Below are 18,919 nucleotides of genomic sequence, written 5' to 3'. Positions count from 1 at the left end.
AAGAAAGAATTACAGCGCCTTGATAGTGCCTTTCGGCAGCACGGCGGCGACGAAATCACGTTTAATGACGACTTCATTGGTGTCATTCAGCGCAATAGCTACGTAGCCCGTGTCAGAGACTTTCGTTACGCGACCGACCAGGCCACCGCTGGTCAGCACTTCATCACCCTTAGAGATGGAATCCATCAGCTTCTTGTGCTCTTTCGCACGTTTCTGCTGCGGACGCAGGATCATGAAATAGAAAATCAGACCAAACACCACCAGCATGATCACCAGAGAATACGGACTTCCCTGAGACGGAGCGCCTGCTGCGGCCACGGCGTCAGAAATGAATAAGCTCATTAAATTTCCCTCATTGATGAATTATCAGACGTTAATGGCGGAACTTCTTTGCCCGTCCGTTGGTAAAACTCAGTTACAAAGCGCTCTAATTTACCCTCTTCGATGGCCTGGCGTAAACCTGCCATCAGACGCTGGTAATAGCGCAAATTGTGGATAGTATTCAGACGCGCGCCCAGTATTTCGTTACAACGGTCGAGATGATACAAGTAGGCACGGCTATAATTGCGACAGGTATAACAATCACACTCCGCATCCAGCGGCGCAGTGTCATCTTTGTAGCGGGCGTTGCGAATCTTCACCACACCTTCGGTTACAAACAGGTGACCATTTCGCGCATTACGGGTTGGCATCACGCAGTCAAACATATCAACGCCGCGACGGACGCCTTCAACCAGATCTTCTGGCTTGCCGACACCCATCAGATAACGCGGTTTATCCTGCGGAAGCTGCGGACAGACGTGCTCAAGAATACGGTGCATGTCCTGTTTAGGCTCACCCACCGCCAGGCCGCCAACAGCGTACCCATCAAAGCCAATCTCTACCAGACCTTTCACCGAGACATCTCGTAAATCTTCGTAAACCGAGCCCTGAATAATGCCAAATAAGGCATTTTTATTCCCGAGGCTGTCGAAACGATCACGGCTGCGTCGCGCCCAGCGCAGCGACATCTCCATGGAGCGTTTGGCGTAGTCCCAGTCCGCCGGGTACGGCGTACATTCATCGAAAATCATCACGATGTCGGAACCCAGGTCGTACTGAATCTCCATCGATTTTTCCGGATCGAGAAAGATCGGGTCGCCATTGATCGGGTTACGGAAATGCACGCCCGCTTCAGTGATTTTACGAATGTCGCCCAGGCTGAAGACCTGGAAGCCGCCGGAGTCGGTCAGGATCGGTCCTTTCCACTGCATAAAATCATGCAGGTCGCCATGCAGCTTCATGATCTCCTGGCCGGGACGCAGCCAGAGGTGAAAGGTATTGCCCAGAATGATCTGCGCGCCGGTTTCCTGCACTTCTTCCGGTGTCATGCCTTTCACGGTGCCGTAGGTGCCAACGGGCATAAACGCCGGAGTTTCCACCACGCCGCGATCAAAAATCAGACGGCCACGGCGTGCGCGTCCGTCTGTGGTATCAAGTTCAAATCTCACAAAGCCTCCATCGGAGAAACAGTCCGATGTATACAACCTTCACGCTCTTAAGGCGGTTCCGGCTATCGGTTAATAAATCAGTCGCCCACTTTTTCCAGCGGCGCCTGCGGATTTTTGCTGATAAACATCGCGTCTCCATAACTGAAGAAACGATATTGCTCAGCCACGGCTGCGCGGTACGCGGCCATGGTGTGCTGATAACCGGCAAACGCCGAGACCAGCATAATCAGAGTCGACTCGGGCAGATGGAAGTTGGTGATCAGCGCATCGATCACCTGATACTCATAGCCCGGATAGATGAAAATCTGGGTATCATCGAAGAACGGCGCAATCAGAGCATCCTGACTCGCTTTGGCGGCGCTCTCCAGCGAACGAACAGAGGTGGTGCCGACAGCAACCACCTTGTTGCCACGCGCTTTACAGGCCAGTACCGCGTCGACAACCTCCTGCGGCACTTCGGCATACTCCGCGTGCATATGATGCTCTTCGATGGTTTCGACACGTACCGGCTGGAAGGTGCCTGCACCGACATGCAGCGTCACAAAGGCCATCTCAATACCCTTCTCTTTCAGCGCCTGCAGCAGCGGTTCATCGAAGTGCAGACCGGCTGTCGGAGCCGCAACCGCACCCGGACGGGCGCTGTAAACCGTCTGGTAAAGCTCGCGATCCGCCTCTTCATCCGGACGGTCGATATACGGCGGCAGTGGCATGTGGCCGACGCTGTTGAGGATATCGAGCACTGCGCGCTCATCATCAAACGCGATCTCAAACAGGGCATCGTGGCGTGCCACCATGGTCGCTTTCACGCTCTCATCTTCACCCAGCAGCAGTTCTGCACCCGGCTTCGGCGCTTTTGAGGCGCGCACATGTGCCAGCACGCGCTTGTCGTCGAGCATCCGTTCCACCAGCATCTCGATTTTGCCGCCGCTGGCTTTACGGCCAAAGACGCGCGCCGGAATCACACGTGTGTTGTTGAACACCAGCAAATCGCCTGGATTCAGCTTATCCAGCACATCGGTGAAAACACCGTGCGACAGCGCACCGCTGGGACCATCGAGCGTCAGCAGACGACAGCCGCTGCGCTGCGCCTGGGGATAGTGAGCAATCAGGGATTCGGGCAGTTCAAAAGCAAAATCGGCGACACGCATTGAAATGTTCTTTCTCAGGCAAAAACAGGCGGCACAGTTTAGCGGAAAACCGGCCAATTCTGAACAACTGGCTGCGCAAAGTCAGTTCAGCCTATAATGCGGCATGAACTTTCTTGCTCATCTCCATCTGGCTAAGCTGGCCGACAGCTCCTTACTCGGCAATTTAATGGCCGACTTTGTGCGTGGCAACCCGCACCAGCATTGGTCCGCGCCTGTCGCAGACGGCATTCTGATGCATCGTCGTCTGGATGTAATGACGGATGCGCTGCCGGAAGTGCGCAGCGCCCGTCAGCTGTTCCGTGTGGAAACCTATCGTGTGGCACCGATTACGCTGGACGTCATCTGGGACCATTTCCTGGCCCGTCACTGGCAGCAATTTACGCCCGACCAGACGCTGGTGCAGTTTTCTGCCACCGCCGAGCGCGAAATCCTGCCGCAGCTGGCCGACACGCCTCCTGAATTTCAGGCGCTTAACGCGGTGATGTGGCGCGAGCGGTGGTTTGAGCATTATGCCCAGCCTGCCCGGCTGGAGCGGGTGCTGTACGGCATGGCCAGCCGCCGTCCACGCCTGGCGGCACTGCGCGACTCCTACCACGATTTCACGCAACATTATGATCAGCTGGAAGCGCTGTTTTTTGTTTTTTATCCGCGTTTAATGGCGCTGGCGACCAGCAGAACCCTGTAAAACCCGATCCTCTGCTGCCGGGCTGACGGACATGCGCTTTTGCCTGATGAAAAAAGCCGCCTGCCCGGCTCAGCACCATCTTGCCATTGCTGCTTATCTGCGGCTTAATGAAGCCTTTCTTAACAATAGTGAAGTAAACATCACAGCCAGACCGCCTGTTCAGGCGCGCCTTCCGTTCGTTATGGCAAAAAATCATAAGAGGATAAGATGTCATCCGCTTCGCATTCTGAAATAGACGCGCGTTACCGTTACGCCTGCGACATCGCCCGTGCGGCGGGCAGCCGGGCCCTGTCATGGTATCAGCAGCGTCAGACACTGGTCGTGGAACACAAAAGGGATTTGCAGGACGTGGTCAGCGAGGCTGATCGTAACGTTGAGGCATTAATTAAGACTTTAATCGCTGAACGTTTTCCTGAGGATATCGTCTATGGCGAAGAAAGCGGCGGCGAGGTTGAGGGTGCGCCCTTTATCTGGGTTGTTGATCCGATCGATGGCACCGCCTGTTTCGTCAACGGCCTGCCTAACTGGTGCGTTTCGCTTGCGGTGGTCTGCGAAGGCGAACCGGTGATCGGCGTAGTCTGCGATCCCAATCATCAGGAGCTGTTCCACGCACGGGCAGGCCAGGGGGCATGGCTGAATGAAAGTCGCCTGCAGGTGCATGACGCAGCGCATCTCAACGAGGGTTTACTTGGCATCAGCAACTCCAGCCGGACGCCGGGCGAAAGCGTCTCACGCCTGATCAGCGGCTTAATCGAACAGGGTGGTATGTTTATTCGCATCGGTTCGGGTGCGCTGACCAGCGCCTGGGCGGCAGCCGGTCGGCTGATTGGTTACTACGAAGCGCATATGCATCCCTGGGATAGTCTGCCGGGCATCGTTCTTATGCGCGAAGCAGGCGGTGTCACCAATGATTATCTGCGTAATGAAGGCCTGAAAAACGGTAACCCGGTGTTGCTGGCCAATGCGGCCCTGTATCCAAAAATTAAAGCGCTGACCGGTAATGGCGCACTGGAAGAGTAAATGACGCTGCTAACCCTGTGCCGCTGTGCGCTGATCCTCGGTTCTCTCTGGCTATTAAGCCCGGCGACACGGGCGGCGGATTACCAGCTGGAAAAAGTGGTTGAACTGAGCCGTCACGGCGTACGTCCACCCACGCCAGGCAATCGTAAAGAGATTGAAGCCGCCAGCCAGCAAACCTGGATACAGTGGGCCACTGCCGATGGCGAGCTGACGGGTCACGGCTACAGTGCCGTAGTGAATAAAGGACGCTGGGAAGGCGATCACTATCGCCAGCTTGGCCTGCTGAGCGCAGGCTGTCCGGATGCCGTTCAGGTCTACGTGCGCGCCAGTCCGTTGCAGCGCACCCGCGCCACGGCTTCGGCGCTGACGGATGGGGCGTTTCCCGGCTGCGGCGTGCCGGTGCATCACGTCGCGGGCGATGTGGATCCCCTGTTTCAGAGTGAAAAGCTGACGGTCACCCGAACCGATCCCGCACAGGAACTGGCTGCTAAACAGCAGAAAGCGGGCGCTCTGGCGCACCGGCAACAGCAACTGCAACCGGCGATTCAGCAGCTGAAAGCCGCCGTCTGTCCGCCCGCAACGGATTGTCCCCTGTTTGATGCGCCCTGGACGTTCCGGCAAACCCGCAATGGGAATAGTTACGTTTACGGGTTGAGTGTGATGGCGAGTATGGTGGAGACGCTGCGACTGGGCTACAGCGAAAATCTGCCGTTTAATCAGCTCGCCTGGGGACACATCACTACGGCCGCGCAGATCACCTCACTGTTGCCGCTGCTGACCGCCAACTACGATCTCAGCAACGACGTATTCTATCTGGCACAGCGCCGTGGATCGATATTGCTCAATACGATGCTGGAGGCGATCGCTGCCGACAGCTCGCCGGGCCGCTGGCTGGTTCTCGTCGCGCATGACACCAACATTGCGATGGTGCGCACCCTGATGGACTTTACCTGGCAGTTACCCGGCTATTCACGCGGCAACATTCCGCCGGGCAGCAGTCTGGTGCTGGAGCGCTGGCGCGACACCCGCAGTGGCGAGCGTTTTTTGCGGATCTATTTTCAGGCACAGAGTCTGGATGGCATCCGCCAGCTGCAACCGATTGACGATACACATCCGTTATTACAGCAGGAATGGCATCAGCCCGACTGCAGAGTTACCGATGCCGGCCTGCTCTGCCCTTATCAATCCACGCTGACTCTGCTGCGTAAAAACCTGGACAACAGCGCTGTGCTGCCAGTTTCGGTTATATTGCCCTGAGTCTGTGGCTAATCAAATTAAGGCCGCAACCGCAATGCGGCCTTAATAATGTTAACCGCTGTTAATTAACGCCGCTCCGACCTTTTCTTATTTAATTCGCCTGACTATCAGCGCCACGCGTTTTGATTTACGATAGTCATGTCAATCATCCCTTTATTATCTTTTTTCCTGTAATTCTTGCGTATTTCGGCGACTGGTTTCGCCGTTTTTTATTGCTCTTTTCCTGTCTCCTCCCCCTGTGCCCATGTACCCACACGCGCTCTCGCCTGAAGCTACGCACTCAATGGCCTGGAAAATAGTAAGGTTGAATTTAATTGTTTCCTTTAAAATCAACCTATTAATCCCTTACCTGCTGATTATGAGAGTCAGGAGCACTTCGGCGCAGAATACTGAATTCCACGGCGCCACCCTGGTATATCGTTCGATTCCCCAGATACCACATAATAAATTCATTATTGTTTTTGACTCCTATTTTCCTCATTACCCTTCTTTTGTAATAACTAACGGACTTCTCAGTCAGCCCTAACCATTCGGCTATCTGCTTCAGGGTCATGCCTGTCATAAAAAACCAGGTGACAGCGACTTCATTCTCAGTAAATGACATGCAGCGTTGGGTATTATCCATAAACGTCACAATTCCTCCATTGCTTAAAACGGATTAAATAATGTTGTAAAATAAAAGCTGTAAACAGCGTTATTCTGCCAGTATGGAAACAGCGTATATAAGGTAAAACTAATTCAGGTTTTTAGTGAAAACGGCCTCTTTTCCAACGTCATCGACCAGCGTGTATTCAACGGTCATTTTTTTATTTTTCATTACTTCAGGAAAACTAAAAACTTTATTTTCATAAGGAGCAATCATTCTGTCCATGCCCAGTATTAGTGACCGCTCTCCAGCCAATGACATAACTTTTAATGAAACAGGCGTCACAAAATAGGGCGTAGGATTATTCAGCTCGAGTGAATGACCGTTGTCGGTAGTGCGGACGTTTATAGCGCCGCCAATACTGTTAATGTCCATACTGCCATTGAAAGGCCGATAGGTAATTTTCAGCTGGGTGTTTAATCCGACCTCTATTTTATTGGCCGTTTTCTCCTGCTGAGAAGATTTGACCCCCGGAATTTCGTAGAGATTTATCCAGAATACGGACTCACGATCACGGGGTAAATCAAGTATTTTTTCCGTCGGCAGTATCTTCAGGTTCAGAATTTTACCCGGTGTCATCCTGGCGACTGCTGGAATAATAGCAAAAGGATAATTTTTCTCTTTATTAATATCGCCGACACTTCCATCATCAACCCAGCTCTGAAGTAAAACCGGCGCCTGACTGTCGTTGTTGACGATGAGCAGGCGCCTGCCGCTGTCCTTGCTGCTGAACAGCACCCTGTCCTGCAACGGCATAATCGTGGCATAGAGTTCCGGCGCATTAAACAGAAAAATAAAACTCACCCAATATAAGAAATATCTCATCACCAGTACCTCACAATAATATGCGCCGTCGCATCTATTTTCCCAGGCGTGACAGGTTTAGCGGGGTCAACGATGCCATAGAATGCGAAATACTGAGACGTGATATCTACCTGAGTGGGAGTATTTTGAGAACGCGAGATTTCCCCATCCAGAAGAGAAAACCAACCTTTTGTATAATCATTAGTATACGCGTTGGTTATAAATCCGATCGTCTTACCGGCAACAGACACACCTATGCCGACGTTTGACGCATATCCATCCTGCCCGTAATTATCCGATAACGCATAACGTGACCACAAAACATTGTTCCCGAACATAGGATGATCAGTGCTGAATGCGACCGAAATTTTATCAGGTCCAACCCCTGCATTCCGGTTAATAAAGCCATTAACGAGCGCCCCACCGCACCGGTAAGTTACAGTAAAGTCCTTACCTATTGTTTCAAAATCAGACTTCAACGCAGTGACAGTGACTGGTGGTAAAACGACAGGATTTGTATAGCTGTAGACACGACATCCCCAGGGCGTTTGCACGAACGTGTTTGCCGTAGAGTATTGCATCCCAAAGCCAATCCAGTTCCAGTTACTGAACCCGTCCCAGTTCGTGTTACTGTCAGCACCTGGGATAGTGATATTTTTTTTGTCGTTCCAGCCCGGCCCGACAAAAACCGTATAGCCGTTGGGCTGGGGACAGGTATATGTAATACCGCTGGCGGAATCATCCGCAGGGCCATTACATCCCCAATGCGCAACCGGATCGCCTCCTCTCATTGTGGAGGGTAAGCGGTAAATTTCTGCCGTCACACCGCTGAAGTCACGGGCATAAAAGTTGAGCTTGTTACCCTCCCGGTGCCCTTCAATCGGTGAATGCTGCCAGTTCCTTGAGAACACCTTACCGTCACTGTCACGAATCAGTTTGATGCCGATAAAAGGAAAATAGGTCTGATAGACGCCCTCTCCCGCGCTGATATTGCCCCCCACGTTACTGTCGCCGTTGGTGGCAAAATACTCATAGGTCTGTCCCTGATCGGCAAGATCACAGGTATATAACAGCTGGTTCTCCCCTTCAGGCAAGGATTGAGCCTGCCCAACCGTAGCCGTAGTGGAGCCAACCAGGCCGGTTGGCATAAACTCCGCGGGCTGAAGTTTTATTGAACCAAAAATCAGAGGCACACCGCCTTTGCTGTCATCGCCCTGTCTGGCTTTATAGACAGGCTGGCATGTGGCGAAGGCTGACGATGTAAAAAACGCCACGATCGGCAGGGAAAAAATGACTGCATAATTTTTCATGCATAAGGCCTTATTGGCAGACTGCGGTAATGTAATTCAGCGCTTTCGTGGACTGAGTATTTACAGGCGTATAACGGATGGTGCACTGTTCATCGGGCGCGCTGCCCCACCTGGCGGTCAGTGTCTGACGGTTTTCCAGCCGCAGATAGGTATTACCGGCCTGGCTTACCGTTGCAACGTTATTTCCACCGGAATCAAAAATATCTGACCCCAGGGGGACATAGCTGCCATTCGCCCGCCTGAGCTGCATCATGACTGGTATGCCCTGGCGCGTTTTGAAGACCACCCGGTTGACGGAACCCGCGTATGGCGTCACAACGTGCTGGCTGTCAATAATATCGACATCCGCGGACGCCCCTTCCGGCGCATCAAGGTTGATGTTGTTTCGTCTGTAAGGCATCAGCGAAGGAACGATTGCATAACCTGAACTGTCGATTTTGATGTTCTGGCCATTGAGTACCGTGGCGCCCTCTGCCCCTTTTGCTTCCACAATGGCAAACGTGTTACTCACGGTATGCCCCAGTGTGATCCCTCCACTGTGCAACGCGATGGCACCGCTCATCGAACCCGATACCTGCCAGTTTCCCGGAGATTTTGAGACCGTTCCACTCACGTTGGCTTTGGGCAGAATGGTCGCCAGATTCAGACCTGAACTGTTTCCTGAACGGTCGCGACTGTAATTCACACCCCACTGGGTCGTGTTGTCTTTACCTGCGCTGCCGGACAGCGAGGTCTGGTAGCTGTGTTCACTATTACTATTGATGTATGACGCAGACAGGGTTGTATTACGGGTATCACGCCCGATAGGCACAGAAAAATTCAGCGCAAACTGGGTGTCTTTGTAATATTCCTTGTGACGTTTTTCGTCAGGTACTCCCCATCTCTGCGCGTCAGAAATCCGGGTGCGGTACTGTCTGGAAATACTGAAATCCATGTGAATGCCGTAAGGCAATGCTGTGTTGTATCCCACCTGATAAGAGGTGTCTTTGTTTCGTCCGTCATAGTAATTTTGCGAGGAGCCGGAAACATAAATGCTGCCCAGTGAACCTAGCGGTTGGCTGACATTGACCTGAAGACGGTTTTTTTGCATGTACGTTCCCCCCTCCACTGACGACAGCGGGGTGTCCGAGTTGTTCAGGGCAACGATATCCTGAAGATCCCGGTAGCCACGGGTGGAATACCGGTAGCCGGCAAAACTGATGGTGGTGTCAACCGGACCCAGCGTTTTACTGTACTCGGTATTCACCATCCACCCCTGCGTGGCGCTGCCATTTCTGAGTCGCGCATTGGACCAGGTGGCAGAAGAACCGAATGCACCGAGTGACGAAGAATAGATGGCTCCACTGCTGGCCGCCTGATAACCACTGCCGATACGTAACCCGCTGTTTGCCGTTACCGCATTAGAAACGCCATACTTGACAGAAAGCTCAGAAAACTGGTTGTCACGGCTATAATCATTGATCTCGCCGGCTGAAAAGCTATAGTCCAAGCGTCCGGGGCGGACGGAACCCGGTAGTGTAGAGTAAGGTACTGAATACTCAGTGAGGCTTCCGTCACTTTCTGTCACCCTGACACTGAGGTCTCCACCGTAGAAAGCCGGCGCCAGGTCATCAATTCTGAAGTTACCCGGTGGAACAGTCGTCTCATAGATTTTGTATTTTTTTTGAAAGACTTCGACTTTCGCATTGGTTCTCGCTGTACCTCTCACCGTCGGCGCATACTGAACCATCGAAGGCGGTAACACGCGGTTATCGGTCCTGAGACTTACACCGGTAAAACCGAGCCCGCTGAATGCATCAGAGCCCGAACTGAGCTGGCCCAGCAGCAGCTCACTTCGCAGTGACGGTAAGCCCCGACTAGCGTACAGGCGTGAGGAGTGCCATCTGGACCCAAAACGGTTACGGTTGAAATTCCCCTGCTGCCGAAACTGCCACTTTCCTGCGTTAAAGCCGCTGCTAAGTCCAACATACGTCGAACTCACTCCGCCCGTATGGGTGCTATGTGACTCGTACTGGTTAACCGTGTAATTCGAAAATAAGGCGGTACTGCCTGCCTCAAACTCACTTGAGGGAATATAATCATCAGGACGGTATACCAGCAGAGACTGAGGCACAGTAATATTTACCCGCAGAGAGGAAAGGTCGGGCGAAGTCTTTACCTCCGGCAGAACAGCTTCAGGCACGTATTTTCTGTCATTAACCAGGGCTTCTGGCTTCTTTTTAAGAGGTAAACTGTTGATAAACTCACCTGTAAATAACGGCGTCAGCGACTTACCTTTCCGTTCAAAAGTCAGCGACTTTTTTGAAAAAAATTTATTGTTCACGTAAACGGAAACGTCATATTCACCGGGGTTATAAAATGTGTCTTCTCCTGACAATGCGGAAATATCGCTCAGGCCGCCCGCACTGAGCATGGCGGGGCTGAATTCATATTCTTCCGCATAAATAGAAAACGAGCAGAGAGAAATAAGCAGGTAATAAATTCTGATTTTCATTTTCGTAAAAATCACATCATTTATCTTTAATCAGGAAATTTACTGGCGTGCCATAATCATTGATCATCACCGCATTAAGCGGACCACTAAGACGATCACCCTTGAGGACTGCGGAATAATCGTCACCCGGCAATAGCGTCAATTTCTCTGCCAGAATCCGCTTCCCATTACTGATATCTCTGATAGATAGAATATTCGGCGATTTGTTGCTAATCACTAAAGCTCCCCCCTGCAATCGGTATGAAATTTTATTTTCATCTTTCGAAGAAAAAGCATTGACTGCAGCCGGCCTGTAAATAACTTTCAGCCGACTCCGGATGATGATATTCAGCCGGTCATCGTCATTTTCATTTTTCCTGACGCCCGGAATCTGAGTAAAGTCCAGATAAAAGAGCGACTCTCTGTTCTGAGGCAGGTCACCGGACAAGAGTTTAACTTTTACCATCTGCCCCCCTTTCTCTTTAATTTTAAAAACAGGCGGTACGGCAATAAAATCTGGTTTATCTTTATTATCCGATTCAACCTGAACAATAAACGGATTGTCACTGGTGTTATCAAACATAATGGTCTTCTCAAGCGTACCCGCCATCACAATACGCGAAGCATTCATGACTACCGCAGCCTGAGTTACGCTACTGATTAAAAAAAAGAAAACTGAAAGTGTTTTCAGATAAGTTACACGTTTCATAATTTATTCCAGCCCCGCGAAAACGCGGGGCGCAGTTTTTAAAGATAACTGATAGCGTACTGAACGGTCGCTTCAACCTTACCGGCTGTTGCGGCCCCACCGGTAGCAATATACCGAGCGGTATACTGTGCTTCTCCGCTGGTTTCATTCGGATTGAGCGAGAATGCCTTAGCAATCGCTTCGCCTGATTTTAAATCAATGACATTATTGTCAGGGTCCAGTAACTGAATCGCAACGTTACTTGCCGGAGAGTCAGTCGCAATATTTTTCAGGTTCCCGGAAGCATCAACATTGGATGATGCAAAATGAATTTTAATGTCCTGAGCCGCTGTTTTAGGATCCGTACATCCTGTCAGCTTCATGCTGAAATTTGTGGGTGTAGATGTATTCCCCGTCGCGGAAAGATCGCTGACCTTTGCCGTCTGCAGCAAGATAACAGGTGCAGCCGAAGTTGAATCGTTGACGCTGACGTTACACGTCTGGGCAGAAACTTCACCTTTGAAGCGGATACTGTTTTCCTGTGCTGCATATACACTGCTGGCCGATAATGCGGTCAGGGCAACGAACCCGGTCAATAAAGTTTTTTTAAACATCCAGTACTCCTTGAAATTTTTATCAGTTAATAGATATGCTGACTGATGCCTGAGTAAATAAACCAGAGAGAGAGAAAATCCAACATGGTTAATACTGTCCTGTCAGGGCACTTAGTTCATCGAAACAATTAAGTCAGCGAAAGCATCTTACGAGCGAAGTGAGATAAACACACCTTTGAATTTCTCTGATTTTGTTTAAATTTATATAAATTTTATATTCAATATTATATTCATAAAAAACAATGAGTTATAGACAAATCACACATGAAAAATTATGCAAAATATAAAAATAAATTTGCAATAAAAAGATGTGATATACTTATTTAGACTGATCTGATTAGCTTCAGGATTTAAAATTTTTATATTTTCACAAAACTTTCCCTTGCGCATTAGCCGTATGTTTTATGCGGGGTTTATATTTTTTCACTGGTGGAGAATGCTTTGAGCAGAAAAATCACTCTTAACAGTTTTCTGATATTTGAACCGGATAAAAAAAGAATTACCGGCAGGGGCAACCCGGCGGTTATCAGCGCATCCGCATCACTGTGTCTGGAACTTCTCATTGATAATGTAGGGCAACTTGTCACACACCAACAGTTCTATGACTATGTGTGGCGTCGGTTTGGTACGGAACCGGCCTCAACGACTCTTTATCAGAATATCTCGGCCCTGAGACGCGCGCTGAATAAAGCCGGTCTTCAGGAAGATATCATCCGGACCATGCCGCGGAAGGGGTTTCTCCTTTCTCCACAGACAACCGTTGAGAGAGAAAGTCTTTTTTCCTTTACATCTGTCAGCATTGAGTCGGAAAGTACCGATTCTCTCTCCGCAGGCGGCAATGAAATGCCAGAGCACAGCCTTTCTGATGAAAGGACAAGGAATACTCAGAATGAGCAACAATCTGACTCTGAAAACAAGATTTCTTCATATTCACCGCTGACACAACATCCGTTTTTTTCAGAATTTTTTAAGTCAAAAAAAATGATGATCGCAACCTTTATGCTTTTTTTGGCAGTTTTTTTTTCGTCTTTTTTATATTTCAGATCCGGAACGAATCACAATGACACTGTATTTACTTACAGCACTAACTACAAAGGCTGCATAATCTTCAATAATGCCGATGGGTGGCTGAAAAAGGAGGAGGTGAAGGAACAGGTTGATGAGATGAAGTTAAATTGCAGTATAGCACCTTATATCTACCTTACCGCATTCAAACATGCAGACAGTCTTTCTTATTTTAACTGTGAGCATCCGCTGAATGGACATGTCAGAGCAAATTGCCGTTCGTATTACTTTGTGAAGAACTGAATAATGATTAAAGTTATCCTCCTGATTATCTTGTGCATTGTCATCTATTCATTTACGCCATTCAGCAGGAACGGTGAAAAAACCATTTCTTGTACAGCTGATGTGTCCTATCAATGGAAGCAGGACCGGCTGGATTTACTTATTACGCAAACCCTTCGTGACGGAAAAGGCGTTCTTTCAATGTCTGGCATCTTATATGATAAAAATAAAACAAAATCTTATCTGAGTAAGACGATTTCATTCTCATACTTACAGAACCATTTTTTTTACTACTTCAGGTCTGAGCTGATCATGAACTCCCCTCAGATGACGATGAGCTTTTCCGATCAGAAGAAATGGTTACCCGACTTTTTTACAGATAACAATATGCCGCTGGTACTCAAGATCAGGCCTTATGGTAAAGATGCCTGGATTCTTTATGCCGAAAGCACACCGCTTTTCATCTGCGAGAGAAGCAATTAACGGCAAGGCTGTCGGATAACGTCACGCGGACTCTGCATTCGGCTGAAGTGGATTATAAAAACGTACCTCAGGGTGAGTGAACCGAATGTGCCTGGGTCACCACCCGATTCCGGCCTTCATGCTTGGCCCTGTACAGAAGCTGGTCTGCCACAACCAGCGCTTTTTCTCTGTCATCGCTATCGGGAGCGAGTTCACAAACGCCTGCTGAAATCGTGATGTGCTTCACAGTGGGAAACTGCGTGTTTGCAATGTTGTCACGTATACGGTTTGCAACCAATCCGGCTTCGGTCAGCGTTGTGTCTGGAAAAAAAATGACAAACTCTTCACCGCCAAACCGGCAGATAATGTCCTGAGTACGGCATCCTTTTTTTAATAGATCTGATACGGCCACCAGTACCTCATCCCCTCTATCGTGTCCGAACTGATCATTAACCTGTTTAAAGTGGTCGATATCAAACAGAGCCAGGCTGTGTGAACCCTGTCCCCCGACAAAAGGTGCCGTGAGTTGATCGAAACCCCGCCGGTTGTGTAATTTCGTCAGATGATCCGTCAGAGCATCATCGCGCAGAATAGAAAAAGTTTTATCGATGGCTGCTGAATAAGCCTGAAATGCTTTTTTTAGCCTGTCAGCCTCTTTGTACCACGTTTTAATTCCGTCCATTTTTCCTGATAATCGCCCGATCGCGCCTGAGCTGGTCAGGCGGGCCAGATTTTCGAGTGGCTGTGAAATTCTGGCGGAGATGTAAAGACTCACAATGACCAACAGAAGCGCCAGCACCAGCCCGTAGAGGATCACATCACTTACGATGCGGTTGAGAATTGCGGTCGTCACGTCGGATGAAACGCAGACGAATACATGCCAGTTCGTTTTCACAACGTCCGAATAACCCAGCAGGCAACTTTGTTGATTAAACAGGGTTTTCAGTGCGCCATATTTTTTCTGTTTCAGTTGCGCCGACAGGTCCGCACTCAGGTTGATGCTTTTCCCGGTCAGAGCCGCATCCGCGGAATAAACCACTTCGCCGGTATCGGAAACAATGCTGACAGTCGTCTTATCAGCATAGAAGTGCTGGTTCAGAAGACGGCTCAGCATACTGCTCCTGGTCAGATAGATTGAGCCTGCCAGATACCCCAGGTATTCGCCTGACGGCGAATATACCGGGTTCGACAAAAAGACGAGATAGTTTCCCGTATAGGGGGTGAGTGGATCAGAAACAAAAGGGCCTTTTTTTACGGCCTCCAGCTGCCCGGACGCCACATTAAGCGATGTCCCGGATGGTATAAAATTTAAGGGAGAAGCGGCCACAACCCGCCCCTCGGGCGACAGGGCCAGCACGGAACTGAACATGTCTGACTGCAGACGTAGCCTGTCGGTTTCATGCTGCAGAACCTGCAAATCCCTGTAGCTGGTTATCTGTGCGGCGCTGAAAGCCAGTTCCTTCTGGGCCGTCCGGAACAGGTTATCGGCAGTGTTGGCCAGTTTACGTGCATATGCAGTGCTGGATTCAAGGAGACGTTGTTCGGCCTGGTTTCTCAGCACAAAGCCGGTCACTGTGGAAAGCAGAATTGCTGTAAGGAGTATGCCGCACACAGAGTGCAGGCACAGCAAACTTTTTAGTGAGGGCTTGTTGAACATGGTTTGTCCCTGAATGACTTGTTATTTGTATTGCCGAATTAATGCTGGCACGGACAGTTAACAAGATAGGGGCGGTCAGGCAATTAGTAAATCAGCATTATTGTTGATACGAACAGAGCCTGAGACGCATTTGCCGGCGTCAATCCAGCGAAATAAAGCGCGGATTAACTGTCATAAGCGCCACATCGATATCTATCACTACAGATGGACGGCCGGTTACGCCCGTCAGCGCGCCTGAACGATAGTCCCGGTAACGCCCGATGACCATTACTTTCACTCCCCTGCGCCAGTGGTCAGGCTCGCGGCGAGAATTCCGCTCCGGGCGCTGACGAACGTCTTCAGACAAAACCCGATCAGGGAGGCCAAAAAAACAGCCCCAGCCGCAGCATTATCTGCAGCCGGGCTTCAACAGTCTCACTCCAGCCAGCATGGAAAACATCCTTAGCGGACTTTACGCACCAGCTTATAGCCCAGCAGCAGCACCACAATCCATACCATGCCAGCATAGAGTGAAATGCGGGTATCGGGGAAATAACCAATCAGACCGATAATAAAGCAGAGGAACGCAACGCCGACGCCAGCCGTCCAGCTGCCACCTGGCAGCGCAAACTGCAGCTTACTCGCCGCCTCTTTGCCAATTTTGCGACGGAAGGCGATCTGCGAAAGCAGAATCATGATCCAGACCCACACCGTTGCAAAGGTCGCCAGCGAGGCGATGACCAGGAAGACTTTTTCCGGCATCAGGTAGTTGAGATAAACCGCAATCAGCATGGCGAACATCATCACCACCACCGTCACCCACGGAATCCCGCGCGACGAGACCTTCATAAAGACTTTCGGCGCATGACCCTGCTGCGCCATCCCGTGCAGCATACGGCCCACGCCAAACACATCGCTGTTAATGGCAGAGAGCGACGCGGTCAGCACGACGAAATTGAGGATGGAAGCGGCTGCCGCGATCCCCAGATGCTGGAAGGTCAGCACAAACGGGCTGCCCGAGGTTCCAACCTGATTCCACGGATAGATCGACATAATCACAAACAGTGTGCCGACGTAGAACACCAGAATGCGCCACGGCACCGAGTTAATCGCACGCGGAATCGACTTCTCCGGATCTTTCGCTTCACCCGCAGTGATGCCGATGATTTCGATGCCGCCATAGGCGAACATCACCATCTGCAGCGACAGCAGCATGCCGACGACGCCGTGGGCAAAGAAGCCGCCGTTGGTCCACAGGTTATGGATACCGGTCGGCTGACCGCCGTTGCCAATCCCCCAGATGATCATGCCGAAACCGGCCAGGATCATCACGATGATGGTGGCGACTTTGAAGAAGGAGAACCAGAACTCCACTTCGCCGAACACCTTCACGCTCATCAGATTGACGGCACCGATGATCAGCACCACGCTGAGCACCCAAATCCAGTGCGGCACCTCAGGGAACCAGACGCCCATATAGATGCCGAACGCGGTTACGTCCGCTATCGCCACAATCAGGATTTCAAAACAGTAGGTCCAACCGGTGATATAACCCGCCATCGGCCCAAGATAGTCCTGCGCGTAGCGGGAGAAAGAGCTGGCCTGAGGATTGTTAACGGACATCTCACCCAGCGCGCGCATGATGATATACGCCACTGCCCCGCCGATGATGTAGGCGAGCAGTACACTCGGTCCGGCCATTTTTATCGCGTCGGCGGAACCGTAAAACAGCCCGGTGCCAATCGCCGATCCCAGCGCCATAAAACGGATGTGGCGCGTGCTCAGTCCGCGTTTGAGCTTGTTGGTTTCTTGCATAACAACCTGTACCTGTGAAATGAAAAAACCACGGGCAAGCCCGTGGTTAAAGAAGAATCAGTGCGCTCTGTTACGAGTGAACCGTCACCTGTTCCGGTCCTTTCACCCGATCCACAACAGCGGCAATCAGCAGCATGACCAGCGACGGTGGCAACCAGGCAAGACCCTGGTCAGCCAGCGGCAGGTGCTGACTGAATGTCGGCAGCAAGTCTTTAAATCCGGTGGTTTTAATCGCATCAACAATGCCAAACAGCAGGCTTACCAGCATCGCTGGCGCGATAATCCGGCTGCTCTTATTCCACCAGTTAAGGGTGAAACTCAGCACCACCAGCACGATACAGGGCGGATAGATCGCCGTCAGTACCGGGATGGAGATCTGAATCAGGTGGCTCAGGCCGAGATTCGACACCACCATCGAGAACAGACCCAGAATAAACACCAGCGTTTTATACGACAACGGCAGGTATTGCGCAAAAAATTCCGCACAGGCACAGGTCAGGCCGACAGCGGTCACCATACAGGCGACGAAGATCAGCGCGGCCAGGAAGAAGCTGCCCATACTGCCAAAGGTATGCTGAACATACGCGTGCAGGATCGCTGCGCCGTTGGCATTTTGATCCACCAGCGCCCCGCTGCCCGCGCCCAGTTTGAACAGGCAGAGATAGACCAGCGTCAGGCCCAGACCGGCAATCAGTCCTGCCAGCACCGTATAGCGGGTCAGCAGTGCAGCATTATCGACACCACGTGAACGGGCGGCGTTAACGATTACGATGCCGAACACCAGCGCGCCCAGCGTGTCCATGGTCAGATAGCCATTAATGAAACCGCTGGAGAACGCCGCACGCTGATAGTCTGCGGTCGCCGGAATGGTACCGCCCGCCGGCCAGACCAGTGCAGCCACGCCTAACACCGTCAGCGCGATAATTTTTAGTGGCGCCAGGAAGTGCCCTACCGTATCGAGCAGCTTGCCCGGATAGAGCGACACGCCAATCACCAGTGCGAAATAGATCAGGCTGTAGATGAACAACGGCAGCGCGCCATCGCCGGTCAGCGGTGCAATGCCCATCTCAAACGAGACGGTTGCCGTGCGCGGGGTGGCAAACAGCGGCCCGACAGCCAGATAGCAAACGGTGGCCAGCACGATGCCAGCGACCTTGCCAATCGGGGTGCTGAGCGCATCCACGCCCCCGCCGACGCGCGCAAGCGCGATCACGGTCATCACGGGCAGACCGACAGCGGTAATCAAAAAGCCGATAGCGGCTGTCCAGACGTGTTCGCCAGACTGAATACCGACCATGGGCGGGAAAATGATGTTGCCCGCGCCAACAAACAGGGCAAATGTCATAAAGCCCAGCGCGAGAATGTCCTTCGAAGTTAAACGATGTGTCATACGGCCTGTCACTGATGTTGCGGTGGAAGTTGGGTTAGTGTTGTCCCCTCGCTGCGTGCAAACCGCGACCTGGCTGACAATGTCAGCGCATTATGCTCGTCGCAGGGTAAAGCGCAGGTGATTTAAGCTGCTTTTATTCTGTTCACAGAGGGATGAATCGACAACGGCGCTAAGTAAAACGTTTATAGCGGTGA

At 51.2% G+C, this 18,919-nt stretch carries 18 protein-coding genes; 5 read left to right on the top strand and 13 right to left on the bottom strand.

Annotated elements, in window-relative coordinates; translation table 11 throughout:
- Positions 1-9: 9 nt before the first annotated feature.
- From yajC to queA, 3 genes are all read right to left on the bottom strand, one after another.
- Positions 10-342 (bottom strand): preprotein translocase subunit YajC, encoded by a 333-nt coding sequence (gene yajC, locus QSK07_RS16595; protein WP_009091760.1) that lies wholly within the window; start codon positions 340-342, stop codon positions 10-12.
- Positions 342-1,490, bottom strand: a complete 1,149-nt coding sequence (gene tgt, locus QSK07_RS16590) for a tRNA guanosine(34) transglycosylase Tgt (RefSeq protein WP_098051331.1) — start codon at positions 1,488-1,490, stop codon at positions 342-344. Before tgt ends, yajC begins: the two co-directional genes overlap by 1 nt.
- A gap of 77 nt (positions 1,491-1,567) precedes the next feature.
- On the bottom strand, positions 1,568-2,638 hold the full coding sequence (gene queA / locus QSK07_RS16585; protein ID WP_285720931.1) for a tRNA preQ1(34) S-adenosylmethionine ribosyltransferase-isomerase QueA: 1,071 nt from the start codon (positions 2,636-2,638) through the stop codon (positions 1,568-1,570).
- A gap of 103 nt (positions 2,639-2,741) precedes the next feature.
- On the opposite strand from queA, the gene QSK07_RS16580 reads away from it, so the two are divergent.
- The 3 genes from QSK07_RS16580 to QSK07_RS16570 all read left to right on the top strand — a co-directional run bounded on the left by QSK07_RS16580 (position 2,742) and on the right by QSK07_RS16570 (position 5,600).
- The gene (locus QSK07_RS16580) at positions 2,742-3,323 is read left to right on the top strand and encodes an ACP phosphodiesterase (protein ID WP_285720932.1); all 582 of its coding nucleotides are present in this window, start codon (positions 2,742-2,744) and stop codon (positions 3,321-3,323) included.
- 207 nt (positions 3,324-3,530) lie between these two features.
- Complete coding sequence (locus QSK07_RS16575) at positions 3,531-4,343, top strand: inositol monophosphatase family protein (protein WP_135909906.1); 813 nt, start codon at positions 3,531-3,533, stop codon at positions 4,341-4,343.
- Positions 4,344-5,600, top strand: coding sequence for a histidine-type phosphatase (locus QSK07_RS16570; RefSeq protein WP_285720933.1), 1,257 nt, complete (start codon positions 4,344-4,346; stop codon positions 5,598-5,600).
- A gap of 337 nt (positions 5,601-5,937) precedes the next feature.
- Here the strand turns inward: QSK07_RS16570 and QSK07_RS16565 are convergent, their stop codons facing one another.
- The 6 genes from QSK07_RS16565 to QSK07_RS16540 form a co-directional block, all read right to left on the bottom strand.
- Positions 5,938-6,225, bottom strand: a complete 288-nt coding sequence (locus tag QSK07_RS16565; RefSeq protein ID WP_098051336.1) for a helix-turn-helix transcriptional regulator — start codon at positions 6,223-6,225, stop codon at positions 5,938-5,940.
- 108 nt (positions 6,226-6,333) lie between these two features.
- Positions 6,334-7,071: a fimbrial biogenesis chaperone gene (locus tag QSK07_RS16560; RefSeq protein ID WP_285720934.1), complete on the bottom strand. Its 738-nt coding sequence runs from the start codon at positions 7,069-7,071 to the stop codon at positions 6,334-6,336.
- Complete coding sequence (locus tag QSK07_RS16555) at positions 7,071-8,360, bottom strand: fimbrial protein (protein WP_098051338.1); 1,290 nt, start codon at positions 8,358-8,360, stop codon at positions 7,071-7,073. The genes QSK07_RS16560 and QSK07_RS16555 overlap by 1 nt, the downstream gene beginning before the upstream one ends.
- 10 nt (positions 8,361-8,370) lie before the next feature.
- Complete coding sequence (locus tag QSK07_RS16550; protein WP_285762112.1) at positions 8,371-10,854, bottom strand: fimbria/pilus outer membrane usher protein; 2,484 nt, start codon at positions 10,852-10,854, stop codon at positions 8,371-8,373.
- A 16-nt stretch (positions 10,855-10,870) separates the two neighbouring features.
- A complete protein-coding gene (locus QSK07_RS16545) occupies positions 10,871-11,542 on the bottom strand; it encodes a fimbrial biogenesis chaperone (protein ID WP_275219980.1) in 672 nt (223 codons plus the stop codon).
- A 38-nt stretch (positions 11,543-11,580) separates the two neighbouring features.
- Positions 11,581-12,135 (bottom strand): fimbrial protein, encoded by a 555-nt coding sequence (locus QSK07_RS16540; protein WP_098051340.1) that lies wholly within the window; start codon positions 12,133-12,135, stop codon positions 11,581-11,583.
- Between the two features lie 441 nt (positions 12,136-12,576).
- Between QSK07_RS16540 and QSK07_RS16535 the strand changes: the two genes are divergently transcribed.
- Both QSK07_RS16535 and QSK07_RS16530 read left to right on the top strand, forming a co-directional pair.
- Positions 12,577-13,443, top strand: coding sequence for a winged helix-turn-helix domain-containing protein (locus QSK07_RS16535; protein WP_285720936.1), 867 nt, complete (start codon positions 12,577-12,579; stop codon positions 13,441-13,443).
- 3 nt (positions 13,444-13,446) lie between these two features.
- Entirely contained in the window at positions 13,447-13,905 is a 459-nt protein-coding gene (locus QSK07_RS16530) for a YqeJ family protein (protein WP_275219982.1), read from the top strand.
- A 67-nt stretch (positions 13,906-13,972) separates the two neighbouring features.
- Here QSK07_RS16530 and QSK07_RS16525 read toward each other — a convergent pair whose 3' ends face one another.
- From QSK07_RS16525 to brnQ, 4 genes are all read right to left on the bottom strand, one after another.
- Entirely contained in the window at positions 13,973-15,541 is a 1,569-nt protein-coding gene (locus QSK07_RS16525) for a sensor domain-containing diguanylate cyclase (RefSeq protein ID WP_285720937.1), read from the bottom strand.
- Between the two features lie 139 nt (positions 15,542-15,680).
- The gene (locus QSK07_RS16520) at positions 15,681-15,887 is read right to left on the bottom strand and encodes a hypothetical protein (protein WP_285720938.1); all 207 of its coding nucleotides are present in this window, start codon (positions 15,885-15,887) and stop codon (positions 15,681-15,683) included.
- 95 nt (positions 15,888-15,982) lie between these two features.
- Positions 15,983-17,335, bottom strand: coding sequence for a proline-specific permease ProY (proY, locus tag QSK07_RS16515; protein WP_275219984.1), 1,353 nt, complete (start codon positions 17,333-17,335; stop codon positions 15,983-15,985).
- 70 nt (positions 17,336-17,405) lie between these two features.
- A complete protein-coding gene (gene brnQ, locus QSK07_RS16510; RefSeq protein WP_285720939.1) occupies positions 17,406-18,725 on the bottom strand; it encodes a branched-chain amino acid transporter carrier protein BrnQ in 1,320 nt (439 codons plus the stop codon).
- Positions 18,726-18,919: the final 194 nt, after the last annotated feature.

The sequence above is a fragment of the Pantoea sp. QMID4 genome, from assembly GCF_030270445.1.
Taxonomy (GTDB): domain Bacteria; phylum Pseudomonadota; class Gammaproteobacteria; order Enterobacterales; family Enterobacteriaceae; genus Pantoea; species Pantoea vagans.
This window is presented reverse-complemented; position numbering and strand designations above follow the sequence as displayed.